18 protein-coding genes are annotated in these 17,841 nt (G+C 66.4%); 8 read left to right on the top strand and 10 right to left on the bottom strand.

Annotated elements, in window-relative coordinates:
* Positions 1-6: 6 nt before the first annotated feature.
* Entirely contained in the window at positions 7-828 is an 822-nt protein-coding gene (locus HHL13_RS08125) for an SDR family oxidoreductase (RefSeq protein WP_169555190.1), read from the bottom strand.
* A gap of 150 nt (positions 829-978) precedes the next feature.
* On the opposite strand from HHL13_RS08125, the gene HHL13_RS08120 reads away from it, so the two are divergent.
* The 3 genes from HHL13_RS08120 (at position 979) to HHL13_RS08110 (ending at position 3,612) form a co-directional block, all read left to right on the top strand.
* A complete protein-coding gene (locus HHL13_RS08120; RefSeq protein WP_346775514.1) occupies positions 979-1,848 on the top strand; it encodes a helix-turn-helix transcriptional regulator in 870 nt (289 codons plus the stop codon).
* 145 nt (positions 1,849-1,993) lie between these two features.
* Positions 1,994-3,145, top strand: a complete 1,152-nt coding sequence (locus HHL13_RS08115; protein ID WP_169555188.1) for a sulfotransferase — start codon at positions 1,994-1,996, stop codon at positions 3,143-3,145.
* On the top strand, positions 3,145-3,612 hold the full coding sequence (locus HHL13_RS08110; RefSeq protein ID WP_169555187.1) for a VOC family protein: 468 nt from the start codon (positions 3,145-3,147) through the stop codon (positions 3,610-3,612). Before HHL13_RS08115 ends, HHL13_RS08110 begins: the two co-directional genes overlap by 1 nt.
* On the opposite strand, the gene HHL13_RS08105 is transcribed toward HHL13_RS08110, so the two are convergent.
* Together HHL13_RS08105 and HHL13_RS08100 are read right to left on the bottom strand one after the other, a co-directional pair.
* Positions 3,613-4,125 carry a TetR/AcrR family transcriptional regulator gene (locus HHL13_RS08105; RefSeq protein WP_169555186.1) on the bottom strand — a complete coding sequence of 171 codons (513 nt, stop codon included), beginning with the start codon at positions 4,123-4,125 and terminating at the stop codon, positions 3,613-3,615.
* Positions 4,126-4,196: 71 nt separating this feature from the next.
* Positions 4,197-4,577 carry a VOC family protein gene (locus HHL13_RS08100; RefSeq protein ID WP_169555185.1) on the bottom strand — a complete coding sequence of 127 codons (381 nt, stop codon included), beginning with the start codon at positions 4,575-4,577 and terminating at the stop codon, positions 4,197-4,199.
* Positions 4,578-4,729: 152 nt separating this feature from the next.
* Here HHL13_RS08100 and HHL13_RS08095 point away from each other — a divergent pair, with 152 nt between their 5' ends.
* Positions 4,730-5,839 (top strand): Gfo/Idh/MocA family oxidoreductase, encoded by a 1,110-nt coding sequence (locus HHL13_RS08095; RefSeq protein WP_169555184.1) that lies wholly within the window; start codon positions 4,730-4,732, stop codon positions 5,837-5,839.
* Here HHL13_RS08095 and HHL13_RS08090 read toward each other — a convergent pair.
* Together HHL13_RS08090 and HHL13_RS08085 are read right to left on the bottom strand one after the other, a co-directional pair.
* Positions 5,836-6,681 (bottom strand): alpha/beta hydrolase, encoded by an 846-nt coding sequence (locus tag HHL13_RS08090; RefSeq protein ID WP_169555183.1) that lies wholly within the window; start codon positions 6,679-6,681, stop codon positions 5,836-5,838. The two genes, HHL13_RS08095 and HHL13_RS08090, sit on opposite strands and share 4 nt — an antisense overlap.
* A gap of 69 nt (positions 6,682-6,750) precedes the next feature.
* On the bottom strand, positions 6,751-8,250 hold the full coding sequence (locus HHL13_RS08085) for a CoA-acylating methylmalonate-semialdehyde dehydrogenase (RefSeq protein ID WP_169555182.1): 1,500 nt from the start codon (positions 8,248-8,250) through the stop codon (positions 6,751-6,753).
* 86 nt (positions 8,251-8,336) lie between these two features.
* Between HHL13_RS08085 and HHL13_RS08080 the strand changes: the two genes are divergently transcribed.
* From HHL13_RS08080 to HHL13_RS08070, 3 genes are all read left to right on the top strand, one after another.
* Complete coding sequence (locus tag HHL13_RS08080; protein ID WP_169555181.1) at positions 8,337-9,218, top strand: LysR family transcriptional regulator; 882 nt, start codon at positions 8,337-8,339, stop codon at positions 9,216-9,218.
* Between the two features lie 96 nt (positions 9,219-9,314).
* Entirely contained in the window at positions 9,315-10,673 is a 1,359-nt protein-coding gene (locus HHL13_RS08075; protein ID WP_169555180.1) for a methyl-accepting chemotaxis protein, read from the top strand.
* A gap of 239 nt (positions 10,674-10,912) precedes the next feature.
* Positions 10,913-11,479, top strand: a complete 567-nt coding sequence (locus tag HHL13_RS08070) for a TetR/AcrR family transcriptional regulator (protein WP_169555179.1) — start codon at positions 10,913-10,915, stop codon at positions 11,477-11,479.
* Between the two features lie 108 nt (positions 11,480-11,587).
* Here HHL13_RS08070 and HHL13_RS08065 read toward each other — a convergent pair whose 3' ends face one another.
* Both HHL13_RS08065 and HHL13_RS08060 read right to left on the bottom strand, forming a co-directional pair.
* Entirely contained in the window at positions 11,588-11,752 is a 165-nt protein-coding gene (locus tag HHL13_RS08065) for a hypothetical protein (RefSeq protein WP_169555178.1), read from the bottom strand.
* Positions 11,753-11,876: 124 nt separating this feature from the next.
* Positions 11,877-13,541 carry a tryptophan halogenase family protein gene (locus HHL13_RS08060; RefSeq protein ID WP_169555177.1) on the bottom strand — a complete coding sequence of 555 codons (1,665 nt, stop codon included), beginning with the start codon at positions 13,539-13,541 and terminating at the stop codon, positions 11,877-11,879.
* Positions 13,542-13,665: 124 nt separating this feature from the next.
* On the opposite strand from HHL13_RS08060, the gene HHL13_RS08055 reads away from it, so the two are divergent.
* Positions 13,666-13,950, top strand: a complete 285-nt coding sequence (locus HHL13_RS08055; RefSeq protein ID WP_169555176.1) for a PqqD family peptide modification chaperone — start codon at positions 13,666-13,668, stop codon at positions 13,948-13,950.
* A gap of 27 nt (positions 13,951-13,977) precedes the next feature.
* Here HHL13_RS08055 and HHL13_RS08050 read toward each other — a convergent pair whose 3' ends face one another.
* Genes HHL13_RS08050 through HHL13_RS08040 form a run of 3 tightly spaced genes read right to left on the bottom strand, consistent with a single transcriptional unit; the run spans position 13,978 to position 17,643 of the window.
* The gene (locus HHL13_RS08050) at positions 13,978-14,808 is read right to left on the bottom strand and encodes a sulfotransferase domain-containing protein (protein WP_169555175.1); all 831 of its coding nucleotides are present in this window, start codon (positions 14,806-14,808) and stop codon (positions 13,978-13,980) included.
* The gene (locus HHL13_RS08045; RefSeq protein WP_169555174.1) at positions 14,805-15,731 is read right to left on the bottom strand and encodes a hypothetical protein; all 927 of its coding nucleotides are present in this window, start codon (positions 15,729-15,731) and stop codon (positions 14,805-14,807) included. Before HHL13_RS08045 ends, HHL13_RS08050 begins: the two co-directional genes overlap by 4 nt.
* On the bottom strand, positions 15,724-17,643 hold the full coding sequence (locus tag HHL13_RS08040) for an asparagine synthase-related protein (protein ID WP_169555173.1): 1,920 nt from the start codon (positions 17,641-17,643) through the stop codon (positions 15,724-15,726). The genes HHL13_RS08045 and HHL13_RS08040 overlap by 8 nt, the downstream gene beginning before the upstream one ends.
* Positions 17,644-17,841: the final 198 nt, after the last annotated feature.

Genomic DNA, 17,841 nt, shown 5'->3' with positions numbered 1-17,841 from the left:
CTCAGGTCAGAAGGCGTAGGGCGGGTAGATGGCGCTGCCGCCGTCGATCACGATCGTATCGCCGCTGTGGAAGCGCGAGGCGTCGCTGGCGAGATAGGCGCCGATCCCCTCGAAATCCTCGATCGTGCCGGGGCGGTGGATCGGCGTCTTGGCGGAGAAATGCGCGTCGACATGGGCGATGCGCGCCTTCATCTCCTCGCTCAGTTCGGCGTCGGTGCCGATGCCCGTCTTCACATAGCCCGGCGCGATGGTGTTTGCCCGGATCTCGTGCTTGCCGAGTTCGGCCGCCATGCCGCGGATCACCGCGCCCATGCCGCCCTTCGATGCGGCGTAATTGTTGATGCCGGGGATGCCGTGGAACATCGACAGGCTGCCGCAATAGACCAAGCTGCCGCCCGGCTCGCCCGCCTCGGCGCGCGCGACCATCGCTTTTGCCCCTTCGCGCAGGGTGAAGAAGGCGCCGTGGAGGTTGACTGCCATCAGATCGTGCCACTCCGCGCTGTCGAGCGTGAGCACTGAGCGCGAGCGCGAGGCGCGGCCCGAATTGGCGAAGACGCAATCGATCCGGCCGAAATCGGAGAGCAATTGCGCATAGCCCGCGACGATCGCTTCCTCGGACGAGACATCGACCTGATAGGTGATGACACTTCCCGCGCCGGCGGCTTCCAGCTCCGCCTTGGCGGCGGCGTTCTTTTCGGCATTGCGCGCCCAGATCGCGATGTCGCCGCCCATCTGCGCGACCCCCTTCGCGAAGCCCAGACCGATGCCGCCGTTGCCGCCTGTCACCAGCGTGACCTTGCCGCTGCAATCGAAAAGCCTGTTGGCCATATCCTGTCCTCTCCAGTCGGCGGCCGCTGTCCGGCCCGTCTCTCACGCGAATGTCGGTCAGCGAGGCGGGTCTGCGCAATGCGACTGAATATCGACAGAGGGACGCTTTGCGGTCATACGGCCATAGAGTCGGGGACGAGGGAGGGGGCCGTGGAACGCGAGAGCTATGCGGACTCGGCCTACGAAGCCGAACTGACCACCAGCCAGGCGAGCATCCATTTCGCGCGCTTCATGGTCGACAAGCCGACCAACCGCATGTTCCGCCGCGAGGGGCGATACTGGCTCGACCTGTGCCTGACGCCGCGGCCGGAGAATTCGCGCGGCTGCTATCACGATCGCTGGGGGCCGCACCGGTTCGAGGGGCTGGGCGAGATCTTCCTCGTCCCGCCGGGCGAGGCGCTGCACATCCGCACCGAAACCGGGGCGGCGCAGACTTCGATCGTGTGCGAGATCGATGCGGCGGCGGTGGATCGCTGGCTGGAGGACGGGATCGAGTGGAACGACCGGCGTCTCGCGGCCGGGCTCGACATTGCCCATCCGCATATCCGCGCGTGCCTGAGCCGGCTGGCCGAGGAGGTGCGACATCCCGGTGCGGGCAGTGCGGAGCTGGCGGAGATGGTGGTGGCGCAGCTCGCGATCGAAGTGGCGCGATACTGTCAGGCGATCGCCGAGGGGCCGATCACCGGCGGCCTAGCGTCATGGCGCCTGCGCCGCATCGACGAGCGGCTGCAACAGGGCGGCCCGCCGCCGCCGCTGGAGGAACTCGCCGCGCTTTGCCACATCTCGGTGCGCCAGCTGACTCGCGGCTTCCGCGCCAGCCGGGGCTGCACCATCGGCGATCATATCGCCCAGACGCGGATCGAGATCGCCAAGCGGCAACTCGCCTCGGACGCGAGCATCAAGTCGATCGCGTTCGGGTTGGGCTTCGCGTCGGCGTCGAGCTTTTCCTACGCCTTTCGCCGCGCGGCGGGGGAGTCGCCGCGCCAGTTCCGGCAGCGGCGGTATCGCAAGGAAGGGTGAGGCACGCGTCGCAGCGGTGCAAAAGCTCGACTGTTCCTTGTGGCCCGATCCCTTGCTTACGTCCCGATAGCGAAACTCAACCGCGTTGGCGCGCCCGGCCGCGCTCCGCATGATGTCCGCAAAACAGGACATAGGGAGAGAGGCCATGAACGCACCCTTGGTGGCGGACGCGCTCGTCGAGCAGGCGATGAAGACCACCGGACTCGATAGGTTCGACGCGGAGTCGTGGCGCGAGGGGCTGGAAATCCTCGTCTGCGATCTCAACGCGACGGGCCTTTCCGAAGGCGGCCATGCGCGGTCGCAGGCCAATCTGGTCGAGCTGCTGAGCAACCGGCTCAAGACCACCGCCTATCTCGATGGCCGCCCCGAACTGCTCGATCGCCCGGTCGAGCGGCCGGTGTTCGTGTTCGGCATCCCGCGCACCGGCACCACCTTGCTGAGCAATCTGCTCGCCTGCGATCCGGCGCGGCGTTCGGCGCTGACCTGGGAGATCGACGAGCCGGTGCCGCCCGCGACCAGCGCGACGCTGAAGACCGATCCGCGCGCCATCGCCAAGCTGGCGCAGGAAAAGGCGATGCTCGCCGCGCGGCCCGAGATGGGCAAATATTACCGCAACTCGGCGGTCTATCCCAACGAATGCATCTTCTTCATGGCGCACGACTTCAAGGCGCTGGCGCTGGAATCGCGGGGGAAGCTGCCCAATTATCGCGACTGGCTGTTCGCGACCGACATGACGTCGGCCTATCGCTATCACAAGCGCTTCCTGCAATTGCTCCAGGCCGATGCGCCAGGCATCTGGAACCTGAAGATGCCGAGCCACAGCCTGTGGCTGGATACGATCAAGTCGGTCTATCCCGATGCGCGCTTCGTGTGGACGCACCGCGATCCCTTCACCGCGATCGGCAGCTTCTGTTCGATCATCAGCCTTGCGCATCTGGGCTTCACCGGGCGGGTCGATGCCGAGTGGATCGCGGAGAATATGCCGTACCAGACCGCGCTGCACGCCGACCGGATCATGGATTATCGCGAAGCGAACGGTGCGGATTCGATGGCCGATGTCCATTATGCCGATCTGGTCGCCGATCCGATCGGGACGATCCGCAATCTCTATGCCGCGCTGGGCGACGACTTCACCCCCGAAGCCGAAGCGGCGATGCGCGACTGGCTCGACGCGAACCCGCAGAGCAAGTTCGGCAAGCATGAATATGCGCTGGAGAAATACGGCCTGTCGGTCGAGGCGCTGACGCCCCGGCTCGAGCGCTATCTGTCGCAATATGACGTAGCGCGGGAAGGCTGATGCTGACCGGCCGGCACTATCAGAACGCCTATGTCACGCGCGACGTGGACAAGGCGGTGGCGCGCTTCAGGGCGCTCGCCGATATCCGCAAGCTGATCGAGATCGAAGTGCCGGTCCGGCTCTGGACCCCGCAGGGCGAAGGGGATGGCGTCCAGAAGCTCGCCTTCGTCTGGGTCGGCGATCTTCAGTTCGAGCTGATCCAGCCGGGCGAGGGTGACGTGCTGGCGCTGTTCCGCGATGCGCTGCCGCCGGGCGATGGCGTGGCGTTCCACCATATCTGCCAGCGCGTGGACGATTGGGACGACTTCACCGCCAGGGCCGCGGCGCATCCTTTTCCGGTGGTGCTGAAGGGCGGCACGCCGGGGATGCTGGAGTTCGTCTATCTCGATGCCCGCGACTGGCTGGGTCACTATGTCGAATATGTGTGGATGGCGCCCGAGCGCTGGGCGGCGATGGGCGGTCGCTGACTATTCTGCCAGCGCGGCCCGGAACATCGCGATCAGCCGAGCGCGCAGCATCTCCGGGTCGGCACCCTGCATCGCGTTGGAGGGCAAAGCGGACAGCATGATTCCCGCGCCCATCAGCGCGGCGAGGCACAGCCCGGCGCGGCAGGCGGCATCCTTCCCCTTCAGCATCGCGGAGACGGGGGAGAGAATGTCGCCCTCGATCTTCTCCAGGATGATCGCCGAAGCCTGGGGCGACGAGAAGGAATGGAGCATCATCAGCAGCCGCTCGGTCTTCGCGGTGCTTTCGGCCCCGCTTAGCAGAAGGTCGGCGAGATATTCGGGCAGGCTGGCCGGATCGGCATCTCGGCCGAGATCGAATGCCTCGTCGTGCATCGCTTCGCGAAACAGCTGTCCCTTGCTGCCGAAATAGCGGCAGACCAAAGCCGGATCGACGCCCGCATCCCCGGCGATCTCGCGCAGCCCGACATTCTCGTAATTCTCGCGCGCGAAATGGCGGCGTGCGGAGGCGAGCATCGCGCTTCGCGTCGCCGCGGCGTTGCGCGTCCTCGGCGCAGGCGCCAGCACAGCCGGGGTCGCCGCCGGGATCAGGCTTCGGGACCCATGCGGAAGACGGTGATCTTGTTGCCGTCGAGGTCGCGGAAATAGGCGCCGTAGAAGCCGTTGGGATCGGGGCCGCGTACGCCCGGCGAACCTTCGCACGTGCCGCCCAGTTCGAGCGCCTTTGCATGGACGGCGTTCACCGTCGCGCGGTTCGGGGCGGCGAAGCCCATCTGGGTGCCATTGCCCACGCTGGCGTCCCCCGCCAGCGGCGTGCCGATCAGGAACATCGCGCCGTCCGCGCCCTTGTATGCGATCAGATCCGGGCGTTCGAATGCGCGGCCCGCTCCGAGCAGCCCGGCGATCGCATCGTAGAATGATCCCGCCCGCGCCAGATCGCGCGTACCGTACCGGCCGACCGTCAGCATGTGCCTCTCCCCGTTTCGATGCGGAAGGATCGGTCGACGGCGGGCGGGGCGCAACGCCTGGGCGAACAACATCGCTGCAACGATCCCTTGCCGCCCGGTCATTCCAAAGCCGTCCCCGGTGATGCGATAGCACCGGTCGAGGATTGGAGAGGATGGGCATGCTGCGGGTCGGGATCATCAGCGCGAACTGGGGCGCCTTCGCACACCTGCCGGCGTGGCGCGCGATACCGGGGGTCGAGGTCACCGCGATCTGCACCTCGCGCCGCGAGACTGCCGAGGCGGCGTCGGCGCGAACCGGCATCCCGCGCGCTTTCTGGGATGCCGAAGCGATGATCGCCGATCCGGACATCGACATCGTCGATTGCGGCACGCGGCCGAGCATCCGCCATCCGATGGTCCTCGCCGCGCTGGCGCAGGGCAAGCATGTCTATAACGCGATCCCCTTCGCCGCCGATCTCGATCGTGCGCGGGCGCTGCACCGGGCGTGGAAGGGGAGCGGGGCGACGGCGATCGTCGACGCTTATTCGCAATGGCTGCCCGCGCACGCGCAGGCGAAGCGGATGATTGATCAGGGTTATCTGGGAGCGCCGTTCGGCGGCACCTGCATCTTCAATCTCGGCTTGTTCAACCAGCCCAATCCGCACTTCCCCTACAACTGGTTTGCGCAAGCCGGGCATGGCGTGTCGGCGATGCGCAATCTCGGCAGCCATGCGCTGCACATGCTCGTGCACTTGTTCGGCGAGATCGAGGAAGTCATCGCGGACGACCGGCAATTGCTGAAGGAATGGCGCTTCCCCGATGGCAGCGCGATCGTGCCGCAGACCAATGATTATGTGACGATGACGCTGCGCTTCGCCAGCGGGATGACGATGCAGCTTCAGGTGTCGTGGAGCGCCACGGTGGGGCGCGGCTGGCATCTCGATGCGTTCGGCAGCGGGGGCCGGATCATGCTGTCCGCGCCGAGCTTCCCGACCAGCACCGAAACCACGATCCATGCCGGCGCGGTGGGCGAGAAGACCGTCGAGCCAGTCGAGATCGCGCCCGAGCTGATGCAGCCGCCCGGCATCACCATCGGCACCGATGTCTTCCCGCCGGCTGCGCACGGCATGGCGATTTCTATGCACAATATGGTGCAGGCGATCCGCGGCGAAGCGGTGGCCGCGCCGGATTTCGGTCAGGCGTGGACGGTCGAGCGCGTGCTGGAAGCCGCGCGGCGCTCGTCGGAGGCGCGGCGCTGGGTGCGGTTGGACGAGATCGCCTAAGCCGCCTGCTTGTCGATAAAGCCGAAGATCGCGCCGTTGAACGCATCGTTGGCGTCGCCCGCCACCATGTGATGCGCGTCGGTGATGTGGGCATAGTCGGCGTGGGGCACCATTTCCTGAAACTCGCGCGCGCCTTCCTCGCTGACGATCCGGCTCTGCCCGCCGCGCACCAGCAGCACGGGGATGGTCAGCGCCCGCGCAGCGTCTTCCAGCGCCCCGGCATTGGTCAGCCGGTCGCCCGCATTCTCGCCCATGCGCATGAAGGCGGGGTCCCAATGCCAGTAGTAGCGCCCGTCTCGCAGGCGGAGATTCTTCGCCAGCCCGCGCGTGTCCTTCGGCCGGGGGCGATGCGGCAGATAGGCGGAGACGGCGTCGGCGGCTTCGTCGAGCGAGGCGAAGCCCTGATGCGCGCTGCCCATGAAATCGAGCACTTCCTGCGCGCCGTCGACTTCGATTTTCGCGGTGATGTCGACCATCACCAGCCCGCGGAATTTCTCCGGGGACTTTGCCGCGACGAGGAGCGAAGCCAGCCCGCCCAGCGACGCGCCGATCACGACCGGCGGGCGATCGAATTGCTCGAGCACCACGCCCAGATCCTCGGCGAATACCGTCAGTGCATATTGTCCGTCGGGCGACCAGTCGCTGTCGCCGTGACCGCGCATGTCGAGCGAGACGGCGCGATAGCCGCGCTTCGCCGCGCTGGTCAGCGCCTTGCGCCAGCTCTGCCGGGTCTGGCCGCTGCCGTGGAGGAACAGGAGGGGCTGGCCGTCGCGCGGTCCCGTGGCGTCCGCGCGCAGCGTGACGCCGGCGCCCTTGAATTCAAGCTGTTCGATCGAGTCCATGATTGCGCCTAACGCCGCCGGGCGATCAATGTAAACCAGGTTAGCATTTGATCGCCCGGAGCGCGGCTATCAGCTCATCGTCGGAATGACGAAGCTCTGGTCGAGCACCGCGCCGCCGCTCGGCCAGCGCTGGGTGACGGTCTTGGTGCGGGTGTAGAAGCGCACGCCGTCCATGCCATACTGGTTGAGATCGCCGAAGCCCGACCGCTTCCAGCCGCCGAACGAGTGGTACGCCACCGGCACCGGGATCGGCACGTTGATGCCGACCATCCCGACTTCGATCGAGCTGGCGAACTTGCGGGCGAAATCGCCGTTGCGGGTGAACAGCGCCACGCCGTTGCCGTACTGATGCGCGGTCGGATAGGTGATCGCTTCCTCGAAGGTCTTCGCGCGCAGGATCTGCAGGACGGGACCGAAAATCTCTTCCTTGTAGCTCTGCATGTCGGGGTTCACCCGGTCGAGCAGCGTCGGCCCGAGGAAATAGCCTTCCTCATGCCCCTGGAGCGAGAGGCCGCGGCCATCGACCACCAGTTCGGCGCCTTCGTCGATCGCCATCTGGATGTAATTCTCGATCCGCGCCTTGTGCTGCGCGGTGACCACCGGGCCGTAATGCGCGTCCGGATCGGTCGGCACGCCGACGCGCAGATCGGCAATGGCTTCGATCAGCTTGGCGCGGAGACGCTCGGCGGTCTCCTCGCCGACGGGAACGACCACCGGCAGCGCCATGCAGCGCTCGCCCGCCGAGCCATAGGCCGCGCCGACGATGTCCGCGACGGCCTGGTCCAGATCCGCATCGGGCATGATGATACCGTGGTTCTTCGCCCCACCCATGCACTGCATCCGCTTCCCGTTCGAAGCGCCGCGGCCATAGACATATTGCGCGATGTCGGACGATCCGACGAAGCTGACTGCCTTGACGTCCGCATGATCGAGGATCGCGTCGACCACCACCTTGTCGCCGTGGACGACGTTGAGGATGCCCTTGGGCAGACCGGCTTCGAGCGCCAGTTCGGCGAGGCGGACGGGGACCGAGGGATCGCGCTCGCTGGGCTTGATGATGAACGCGTTGCCGCACGCGATGGCCGGTGCGCACATCCACAGCGGGATCATCGCGGGGAAGTTGAACGGAGTGATGCCCGCAGCCACGCCCAGCGGCTGGCGCATCGAATAGACATCGATGCCGGGGCCGGCGCCTTCGGTATATTCGCCCTTCAGCAGATGCGGCACGCCGCACATGAACTCGACGACTTCGAGCCCGCGCTGGATGTCGCCCTTCGAATCCGCGATCACCTTGCCATGCTCGCGCGAGAGCATTTCGGCCAGCTCGTCCATGTTCGCTTCGATCAGTTCCTTGAAGCGGAACATCACGCGGGCGCGGCGTTGCGGGTTCATCGCGGCCCATGCCGGCTGCGCGGCCTTGGCATTGGCCACGGCGCGCGCGACCAGATCGCTGTCGCCCAGCGCAACCTGCGCCTGAACCTGGCCGGTCGAGGGGTCGAACACGTCGCCGGTCCGCGCCGGAGTCTCGGTCACGGTCGCGCCGTCGATGAAATGCTGGATCAGTCGCATGGGTCTCTCCTTCGCGAAGGTGCATAGTCTTTACAGGGATGCATATATATACTGGTAGAAAGCGAAACTGATGTGCGGAAATATACATGCTCGATTGGGACAATCTCCGCCTCTTCCTGTCGATCTCGCGCACCGGCAGCTTCGTCGCCAGCGCGCGCGGGCTGGGGCTGAACCACACGACGCTGGCCCGGCGGCTGACCGCGCTGGAGGAATCGCTCGGCGTGCGGCTGTTCGACCGTTCTCCGCGCGGGGTTCAGCCGACGCGGGCGGGGATCGAACTGCTTGCCCATGCCGAGCGGATGGAAGGCGAGCTGAACGCCGCCAGCCGCAGTTTGCAGGGGCAGGACACCCAGGTGTCGGGCACGGTCCGGCTGGCCACGCCCGAAGCGTTCGGCACGAGCTTCGTCGCGCCGCGCGTCCATCTGCTCAACGCGCAGCATCCGGGGATCGAGCTGGAACTGGTGCCGGAATCGCGCGCGGTGAATCTGTCGAAGCGCGAGGCCGATATCGCGGTCAGCCTGCATCGCCCCGATCACGGAAGGCTGCGCGCGGCGCGGCTGATCGACTATCGCATCGGCCTGTATGCGTCGCGTGAGTTGCTGGCGCGGACCGGCCCGGTGGCCAGCGTCGAGGATCTCAAGGGATTGCCCTTTGTCTCCTATATCGAGGAGATGATCGACCTGCCCGAGCTGCGCAATCTCGATCAGTCGTTGGCCGAACGATGCGTATTCCGCTCCAGTTCGGTCTCGGCACAGATGGAGGCGGTCGCTTCGGGGGTGGGGGTGGGGATGCTCCACCGGTTCGCGGTCACGCCGCGGATGGATGTCGAGCGGCTGCTGCCCGAAACGGTCGAGGTGACCCGCAGCTACTGGATGATGTTCCACGCCGATCTCGCCCGCGTGCCCCGCATCCGCGCGGTCGCCGATTTCCTGTCCGGGCAGGTCCGCGCCAGCGCTGCGATCTTCTGACCGGCGCATCGCCCGGGCGATGTTGGGCGCCGGCTGATCGCCGGGCGGCACCGCTGGTGTAACCAACAACAAAAAAATCAGATGTTGGGAGGAGCGATGTCCGGAACTGCGCCTGCGCGCCTTGTCGGCATGCCGGAGGATGAGGTGCGGATCCGCCTCGGCGTCTATGATCGCGACGGTACCTTTTCGCGCCGCCTGATCGAGCTGTGGGACCATGCCGGCCCGATCATCCTCGAATGCATGCGCGAGTTCATCGCGTCGGTGCCGCTGCGCATGGGGCCGGACACGGCGATGCCGGAAGCTGCGCAGCGCGAGCGGCTGATGGCCGATGCGCTCGAACATGCCCGGCGCAAGTTCAGCACCGCGCTGTCGCCCGAATGGATCGACGCCATCTGCCGCCGCGCCAGCGTGATCGGCGAACATGGCGTGTCGGTGGCGATGATCGTGGCGGGTACGGTTGAGATTTCCCAGCGGGTGAGCAAGCAGATCGAGGAGACGCTGGACCTGCCCGAGGAGGATCTGTCGCGCCTGTGCAACACGGTCCACGCCGCCTCGGCATATGAGATCGAAGTGCTGCTGTGGCAGATCGGCGAACTCCGCCGCCAGGAAGCCGCGCAGGGCCGCACGCGCCATGCCGAGAGTTTCCAGGGGCTGGTGTCGCATTCGGTCGAACAGGCGCTGGGTAACTCGCAGCTGCTGGCGCAGGAGACGGCGCGCACGATCGAGGCATCGCGCGCCACGCTGTCCAACATCACCGAAGTTGCCAACGCCGCCGATCAGTCGGCGACAGCGATGCGCGAGGCTGCGGTCACCGCCGCCGGGCTGAGCGCGGCGATCGACGATGTCGCGGGCGGCCTCACCAAAGTGCTGCGGATCGAGGAGAATGCCTCAGGCGACGCCGAAGCCGCACGTGCGGCGGCCGACGATCTCTCTGCCGAGATCGCCGCGATCAGTTCGGTGCTCGACCTGATCCGCAGCATCGCCGGCCAGACCAACATGCTGGCGCTCAACGCCACCATCGAAGCGGCGCGGGCAGGGGAGGCGGGGCGCGGCTTCGCGATCGTCGCTCAGGAAGTGAAATCGCTCGCCGCGCAGACCGCGCGCGCCACCGATCAGATCGCCGAGCGGATCAGCGCGGTCCATTCGGCCAACGAACGTTCCGCTTCCAAGAACGAAGCCGGCCGCGCGACGATGATCGAGGCGCGCGGCGCGATCCAGCAGCTCACCGATGCGATGAAGGCGCAGTTCGATCGCGTCACCGCCATCGCCGCCGCCGTGGACGAGACTGCCACCGCCGCGATGAGCGTCAGCGATCTCGTCCGCCAGGTGAACGAGCGGACCCGCGGCATGACCGGCGATCTGGAGCGGCTGAACGACGTGTTCGCCGAAAGCGCCGCAGATCTTGCGCGGCTCAAGGCGAGTACCGATGCGTTTGTCGAGATCGTCGGCGCGTAGCGGTTGCGGATTCGGTGGTGACGAAGGACGTGCCGCGCGACAGCCTGGTCGCCGGCAATCCCGCGCAAGTCATTCCCCGGGGTCGACGAGGCCTCCGCATAAGTACCTAGCCGCGCAATATCCTTTCGTCGAAGCAACGAAGCGCGTAGATTGCACGCAACATGAGCGAAACCGCCGCAGTCAGAGGTGCGTCCGGGCCAACATTGGGACGCAAGGGGAGAGAGACCCGCCAGCGCCTGATGGATGCGGCCGTCACCCTGCTGGCCGGAAACTCCCCGCTCGATCTCACCGCTGTCTCGATTGCCGGGGAAGCAGGCACGGCGCCCGCGACCTTCTATGTCTATTTCCGCGACGTGCAGGACATGCTCTACGCGCTCAGCGAATTCGCGACGCTGGACATGATCGATGCGTTCGCCGCGCTCGACCTGTTCCAGGACAATAGCCGGATCGCCAGCGACGCCGATGCCTTCCTCGCCATGCTCACCGAGCAATGGCAGCGCCACGGCGCCATCCTCTATTACCGGATGATGGAAGCCGATCGCGGTGACGCGCGCTTCAGCGAATTGCGCGCGCGATGGGCGGAGGTTGTGCTGGTGCGCTTCGCAGCGCTGCTCAGGCAGGCGCCGCATCTCGATTCGCCGCTCGACGAAGCCGATGCCTATGCCGAAGCGATCGTCCTGTTCGCGTCGATCGAGCGGCTGGCCAGGGCGATCCATCGCGAGCCGAACCTGCCGATTTCGCCCGACCGGATGCGCGCGGCGCAGGCGCGGGTGCTGACCCGGATGATCGCGCCGCGGAGCGCATAGCCGTTCAGGCTGCAACTGCCGCAACAGCAAAACCGCCCGACGTCAGAGACGCGGGCGGATTGAGGTTCTGCTGTTTCGTGGCCGGCGGCTCGCGCCGGCCCGAATGGATCAGCTGCCGTACTGGACGGGGTTGGAACCTTCGTAATTGTCGATGCCGGTGTTGAAAAAGTGACGGGTCGAATCAGCGATGCTGTCTTCGCTCAGCACGGGCGTCCGCCACTCGGGCTGGCCTTCCGAAGGGTTGCCAATCTCGATCTTCGAACCAGCGCTCATATTCAATCCCCTAAGTTTCGTAAGAGGTTTATAGCCGATCGTGTCTTAACGCAATCCGCACATCTCACGGAAACGGTGTAATTTCCCAAGATGTTGCATTCTGGCACCTTGCGAATTCGAATGTTCAGCTGGCCAGGCTGATCGGACCCGGCATCATTACGGGAACGGGCGGCCCCAGCGCGACGCCGCGCACGGGCACCGCATTGTGGCTTGGCCGCCGTGCCGCGCTCTCGCCGATCACCGCCTGTTCGCCCATCAGGCGCAGCATTTCCTCGTGCCCGGCAAGCAGGCCCAGCAGGCCCTTTCGCATGTTCACGAAGTTGCGGAGGTAATTCTCCCACACGCTCTGCGGCAGCAGGTCCGATCCGCTCAGCGGCGGCGTGTCGTAATAATTCTTGCCGAACAGGACGCAGGCGACGCTCCAGAAGGTGAAGATGTCGCTCCGGCGCGGATCGTAGCTGTCGGGCAGCGCGTCCTTCCACAGCGCCAGACACTCTTCGAGCTTGTCCGAACGCTTCACTTCGTTGCGCATCGCGCGCCAGTAGGGGGTGTCGTCACGGTCGCCCAGGGTGAAATGCAGCCCGAGGAAGTCGCGGACATCGTCGTACAGGTCCGCCATCTGCGTGTTGAACTTCTCGATCGGCGCGGGTTCGAAATCGCTGCTCGGCAGGCATTGCAGCAAGCGGCGGCAGGCATGGTCGACGAACTGGATCGCGGTCGATTCGAGCGGCTCGACGAAACCGCTGGCCAGTCCCAGCGCGACGCAGTTGCCGACCCAGGAACGCCGCGTACGACCGACGCGCATCCGGATCTCGCGCGGCTCGACCATCTTCTCGGCATCGCCCAGCGACGCCATCAGCTCGTCGGTGGCCGCCGCCCGATCGATAAAGGCGCTCGAATGGATATAGCCGGTCCCGTAACGAGACTGGAGCGGGATGCGGAACCGCCAGCCGCTGCCCAGCGCGGTCGAATTGGTGACGGGGGCAAGCCGCTCTCCTTCGCCATGCTTAACCTGCACCACCACCGCGCGATCGTTCAGCAGATAGTCCGAGAAGGAGATGAACGGCTCCTCCAGCGCCTGGTTGATCAACAGCCCGCGGAAGCCCGAACAGTCGATCACCAGCTCGACTTCGTGCCGCCCGCCTTCGGCCAGTTGCAGCGCAGCGATATGGCCGCGCTCGTTGCGCTCGACGCTCCGCACCGTATCGGTCACATGAGACACGCCGCGCGCGACGGCGATTTCCTGCAGGAAGGCAGCGAACAGCGTGGCGTCGACATGATAGGCGTAGCCGAGCGGGCCCTGATAGGGCGCGTCGGTCGGCCGCTTCGGCGATTTGAACGACGATGCCGCCGCGACGCCGTGGCCGATAATGTTGCCCAGCTGCGGATCGATATCCAGATCCTCGGGCAGGCCATAGCGGAGCAGCGAAAGCGCCGGGTTGCGGCCGGCCACCTGCACGCCGCCGGTGAAGGGGTGGAAATAGCTGGACGGCTTGCCGCCCTTTGGGCTGTGCCAGTCGTCGAACTTCACGCCCAGCTTGAAGGTCGCGTTGGTGCGGGTGACGAATTCGGCTTCCGAGATTTCGAGCGACTGGAGCGTGGTGAGGAGGCCGGGGAGCGTCGCTTCGCCAACGCCGATGATCGGAACCTCGGGGGATTCGATCAGCGTGATGCTGACCCCTTCCGGGTGCGCGAAGCCCCATTGCAGCCGGTGGTTGAGCACCGCCGCGGCCAGCCATCCAGTGGTGCCGCCGCCCACGATGGTGATGTTCCGAATTGGCTTCGCCATGAAGATTTCCCCCTGCTCCGGCATACCCTTGCTCTGTGCGCCTCGCGCAATCAAGCCGGTGATCATATCGTTTTTGACGCATCTGCGGCTTCCGTCGGGACATCTGCATTGCTAGGACTCGCGCATGACGCAGACGATCGCCGCCGAAACCCTTCTCTCCGCTTCGCCCGACGCCATCATGAGCGATGTCGATGGCGAGATCATGCTGATCTGCGTGACCAGCGGCCGTTATTACGGCCTCGACGCGGTGGGCAGCGAGATCTGGCGGCGGTTGCAGGAGCCGATCCGATTCGCCGATCTGGCGCAGGCGCTCAAGTCTCACTTCCGCGGCGACGGATCGATCATCGAGCGCGAAGCGAGCGATTTCGTCTCCAAGCTTGCCGATCGCGGGCTCGTCACGTCAGCCTGAGAAACGTCTGGGCCTGAAAACGTCGGGCTAGAGATAGCCGAAGCGCTGCATCGTCTCGCCGTGATCGCGCTCGATCCGGGCGGCCTGTTCGGCGCTCAGCACGCCGCGCCAGCCCTGCGCCTTGCCCGACCGGAAGAACGAGCCGGCCGAGCGGGGCCGCTCCGAAAATCCTGATTTCTGCTCCTGCGCCGACAGCCGGTCGAAGCGGGTGGCGTCGACAGCCATCTCGATCACCGCGTCGCTCGGATGCCAGTCGAGGTGGGTCGCGATTGCGCGCATCCAGTGATGGGTATCGGCCAGCAGATCCTCGTAGCGCACCACCAGCGGATTGAGCCCGCTATCGTCGATCCAGCTCGTCACGTTGGACGACCAGCTGCCGAGATGCTGCGCGACCTGGGTGTGGATGCTGTAGCTATTGTTGCCGATCGCGGTGTCGGCATCGGCGAGATAGTCGATCGCCCAGTCGATCGAGCGCCCGCGAAACCGCGCCCAGGAAACCGCCACATCGCGCGGGTCGCGGATCAGGTAGAGCGCGGCCTGGGTCGCGGCAGCCTCGTGCACCGGGCGGCCCTGACGGGTACGGCGCCATGCGTCATGGACCTTCACGATCTTGCCGGGGCTCGACGCCGCCATCATCGCGTGGAGATCGGGGCGCAGCGTTTCGATCTCGTCGGCGGTCAGCAAGCCGCTGTCGCATTCGAGCATTGCGTCGATCATCCAGCGGTTGATCGCCATGCGGGCGAAATTGCCCAGACGGTCGAGATCGGCCGGCTCCTCATGCTTGAGCGTCCACAGCGCCAGCCGCGTCCAGGTGTTGCCCGATCGCGGATAGGAGACCAGCCAGATGAGCCCGGTCATGACCCGGCCCGCACCGCCTGAACGATGGCGTCGATCGTGTCGTCCAGCCGCTTGTAGCGGACCGGGCGCGTCAGCTCGAAATGGAGCGGGATCAGCGGGGCGGCCGCGCCGACCCGTTGCAGCGCTCCCATCCTGCCGAGCAGCCCGGTGAGCGTGCGCCAGCGATAGGTCTGCTGGCGCATCGCTTCCACCGCCGGCGCGCCGCGAAGCCGTTTCAGCGTGATCGCATCGTCCCCCGCCACGCCGGCCGCGAGATGGATCAGCGCCGCCGGCCGCAACGGCGCATCGGCATGTGCGGCTTCCAGCGGATGGCTGAACTTGGCGAGGTCCTCGCGGCACGGCTCCAGCATGTCGACCGGCCATGCCGCCTGTTGCGCGGAATCGTGCCACAGGCGGATACGCTTCAGGCTGGGCAGGATCACCGGTTCGGCCCGGTCGATCGTCAGCGGGGCGACATCGTCCGACAGGATCCGGAAACCGCGCCGCATGAATGCCGCCGCGAGCGTGGATTTGCCGGCGCCGGAAGCGCCGGCGATCATCACCGCGCGCCCGTCCACATCGATCGCGGCCGCATGGATCGGCAGCAAGCCGCGCTGGTGGCACAGAAACCCCAGCCCGGTTCCGAGCAGGAACAGCCGGATATCGGGCGAATCGGCCGGCAGATGCGGCGCGATCACGATCCGGTCGCCATCCTCCACAAGGTAATCGGCGACGCCGTCGATCGCGAAGCGGATCGTGCCGGCGGCGTTGGCCTGCACCACCGGGGTCCGGAAGGTCGCGTCGATTTCCGCCGGCACCTCGCCCAGTTCGAACACCAGCTCCGGATCGCGGTCGTCGCCGGCCCAGGGCGCGAGCTCGGGTAGTTCCAGCGCGCTGCGCAGCCGCCACCCGCACAGCGTATAGTCGTGCGTCGCGCTATTCATTGCTGCCCTCGTGCCAGCGCAGGAAACCGCCCATCGAGATTGCCCGGTGCAGCGCATGGCCATGCAGCATCTCGTGACGCTGCGCGCTTTCCGCATCCTTCGGCCAGGTATCGAGCAGGTGACGCATCCGCGGGATATCGAGCACCCTGCTGGCGAGCCGCGAACGGCTGATCCGCTCGACGGCCTCGATCATCTGTTCCCGGCGCCGCGTCGCGATGAAATACCATTCGGGAGATTGTTTTCCCTTTCCCTTTTGCGCGAGGACTTCGGCGGGCACGCGATCGGCCAGAACCCGGCGGGCGAGCCACCGGCTTTCGCCGGCGCGCCAATATTGATCTTCGGGAATCGCCAGCGCGAATTCCACCATCGCCCGGTCCGAATAGGGATCGAGGATCGAGGCGCGCCACCGCTTTCGCGAGAACGAGGCCAGATCGCGCCCGCGCTGCCCCTGAAGCATCCGCAACCGCAATTCGCGGCTGCTGAACCTGGGCCGGAACGGCAGATCGTGGCCGACCTCGGCGCCCAGCCGTTCATAGTCTATCTCGTCGAGAAAGTCGGGTGAGACCAGGCTGAACCACTGCCACCGTCCGCCATGTCGCGCGAACTTCCGGTCGTAGCGCCACCGTTGCATCGCGCGGGGGGCGAGGCTGGCCCACATCGTGCCCAGCGTGGTCCGCGCGAGCGATTTGCCGCGAGAACGGGCCAGCAGGTTCAGATCGCGCATCACGCCGAACCAGCGCAGGCTGCGCATCCGTGCCGCGAACTCCGGCTCGCCGTGCCACGACAGCACCGAATTGCCGACGCCGCCGCTCAGGATCACGTCCACGCCCTTTTCCTGCACCGAGAGGAGCAGGCTTTCGAACCAGGTCCCGTTGAAGCTGCCCTGACGCGGGATGAGCAGCCCGCCCATCTCGGACTCGGGCTCGATGTCGCGCAACGCTTCGCGCGCATCGTCGATCACCGTCCAGTCGATATTGGGATAGCGGGCGGCAACCAGCCCGGCGAGGCCGCGCTCGTCAAAGCCATAGTCTGGATGATCGGCGCCCGACGCGCGGGTAAAGGCCATCAGCCGCCGGTCGCCCAGCAGCCGCGCTGCAGTCGCCGCGACGCCGCCGGAATCGAACCCGCCCGAAAGGAACGCGGCGTTGCGCCCGGTATCGGACAAGCGGCAGGCCACCGCGCGATCGAGCAGCTCGCGGCCGGCCTGAACATAGTCGTCGTCGCGGGCGAAGCGGACCGGCTTCAGCCGTTCGAGGGTGAACCAGCGCGCGGTGCGCCACGCGCCGCTTTCGAAGATTGCCGTCGCGCCGGGCGGGACGCGGCGGATATGGCGATAGATGGTTTGTTCCTGATCCTGCATCGCGATGGTCAGGGTGTGCGCGACGATCGTTTCGTCCAGGTCGCGCGGGACTTCGGGCAGGGCCATCAGGATCTGCAGCGTGGTGGCGAAGATCACCATGCCGGGCACTGTGACGGTATAGACCGGACGCGGACCCAGCGCATCGCGCGCGATCGTCAGCCGCTGCGCGCGTTCGTCCCATTCGGCGATCGAGAAATCGCCATAAAGGCGTTCGGCCGCCGGGCCCGGGCCCCAGCGCAGGGCGGCCGCGGCGACCAGGCTGCGATCGTCGGGCAGGGAAGGGCCATCCAGCCCCAGCGCCGTCTTCACTTCGCGCGGGGCGTCGAGCCTTGCCGTGGCGAGGATGAAACGATCCGCATCGCGCTGGATGATCGCCGACCCGGAGCCATTGTCGTAACCCGGCTGGCCCCGGCGTTCGACCAGCAGCACCGACGGGTTGGGCCGCCAGGATTGCGCCTTTCCGGCGCCGTCCAGCGCACGCGTGATGCGTTGCAGCGCAGCCTCGGGTACGGCCGCGCCATCGGTCCTGACAATCCCGGCGAAGTCGCTCACCTTATCCCCTTGATACCATATGACAATTCGATCGCCGGATATTTCGGGCCAGCGTATTGAAAAGACAGGGCCGCGACTTGCCGCGACAAAGGCCGTCCGGCGTGGCGAATGTCAAGGGGCGGACAAGCTTGCTCCGGCCCGGATGCGCGGTTAGCCATCGGCAATGCCGTTCGAACGCAGGAAATCGCTGCTCCCGGA

Source organism: Sphingomonas sp. G-3-2-10 (assembly GCF_012927115.1).
GTDB lineage: Bacteria > Pseudomonadota > Alphaproteobacteria > Sphingomonadales > Sphingomonadaceae > Sphingomonas.
This window is presented reverse-complemented; position numbering and strand designations above follow the sequence as displayed.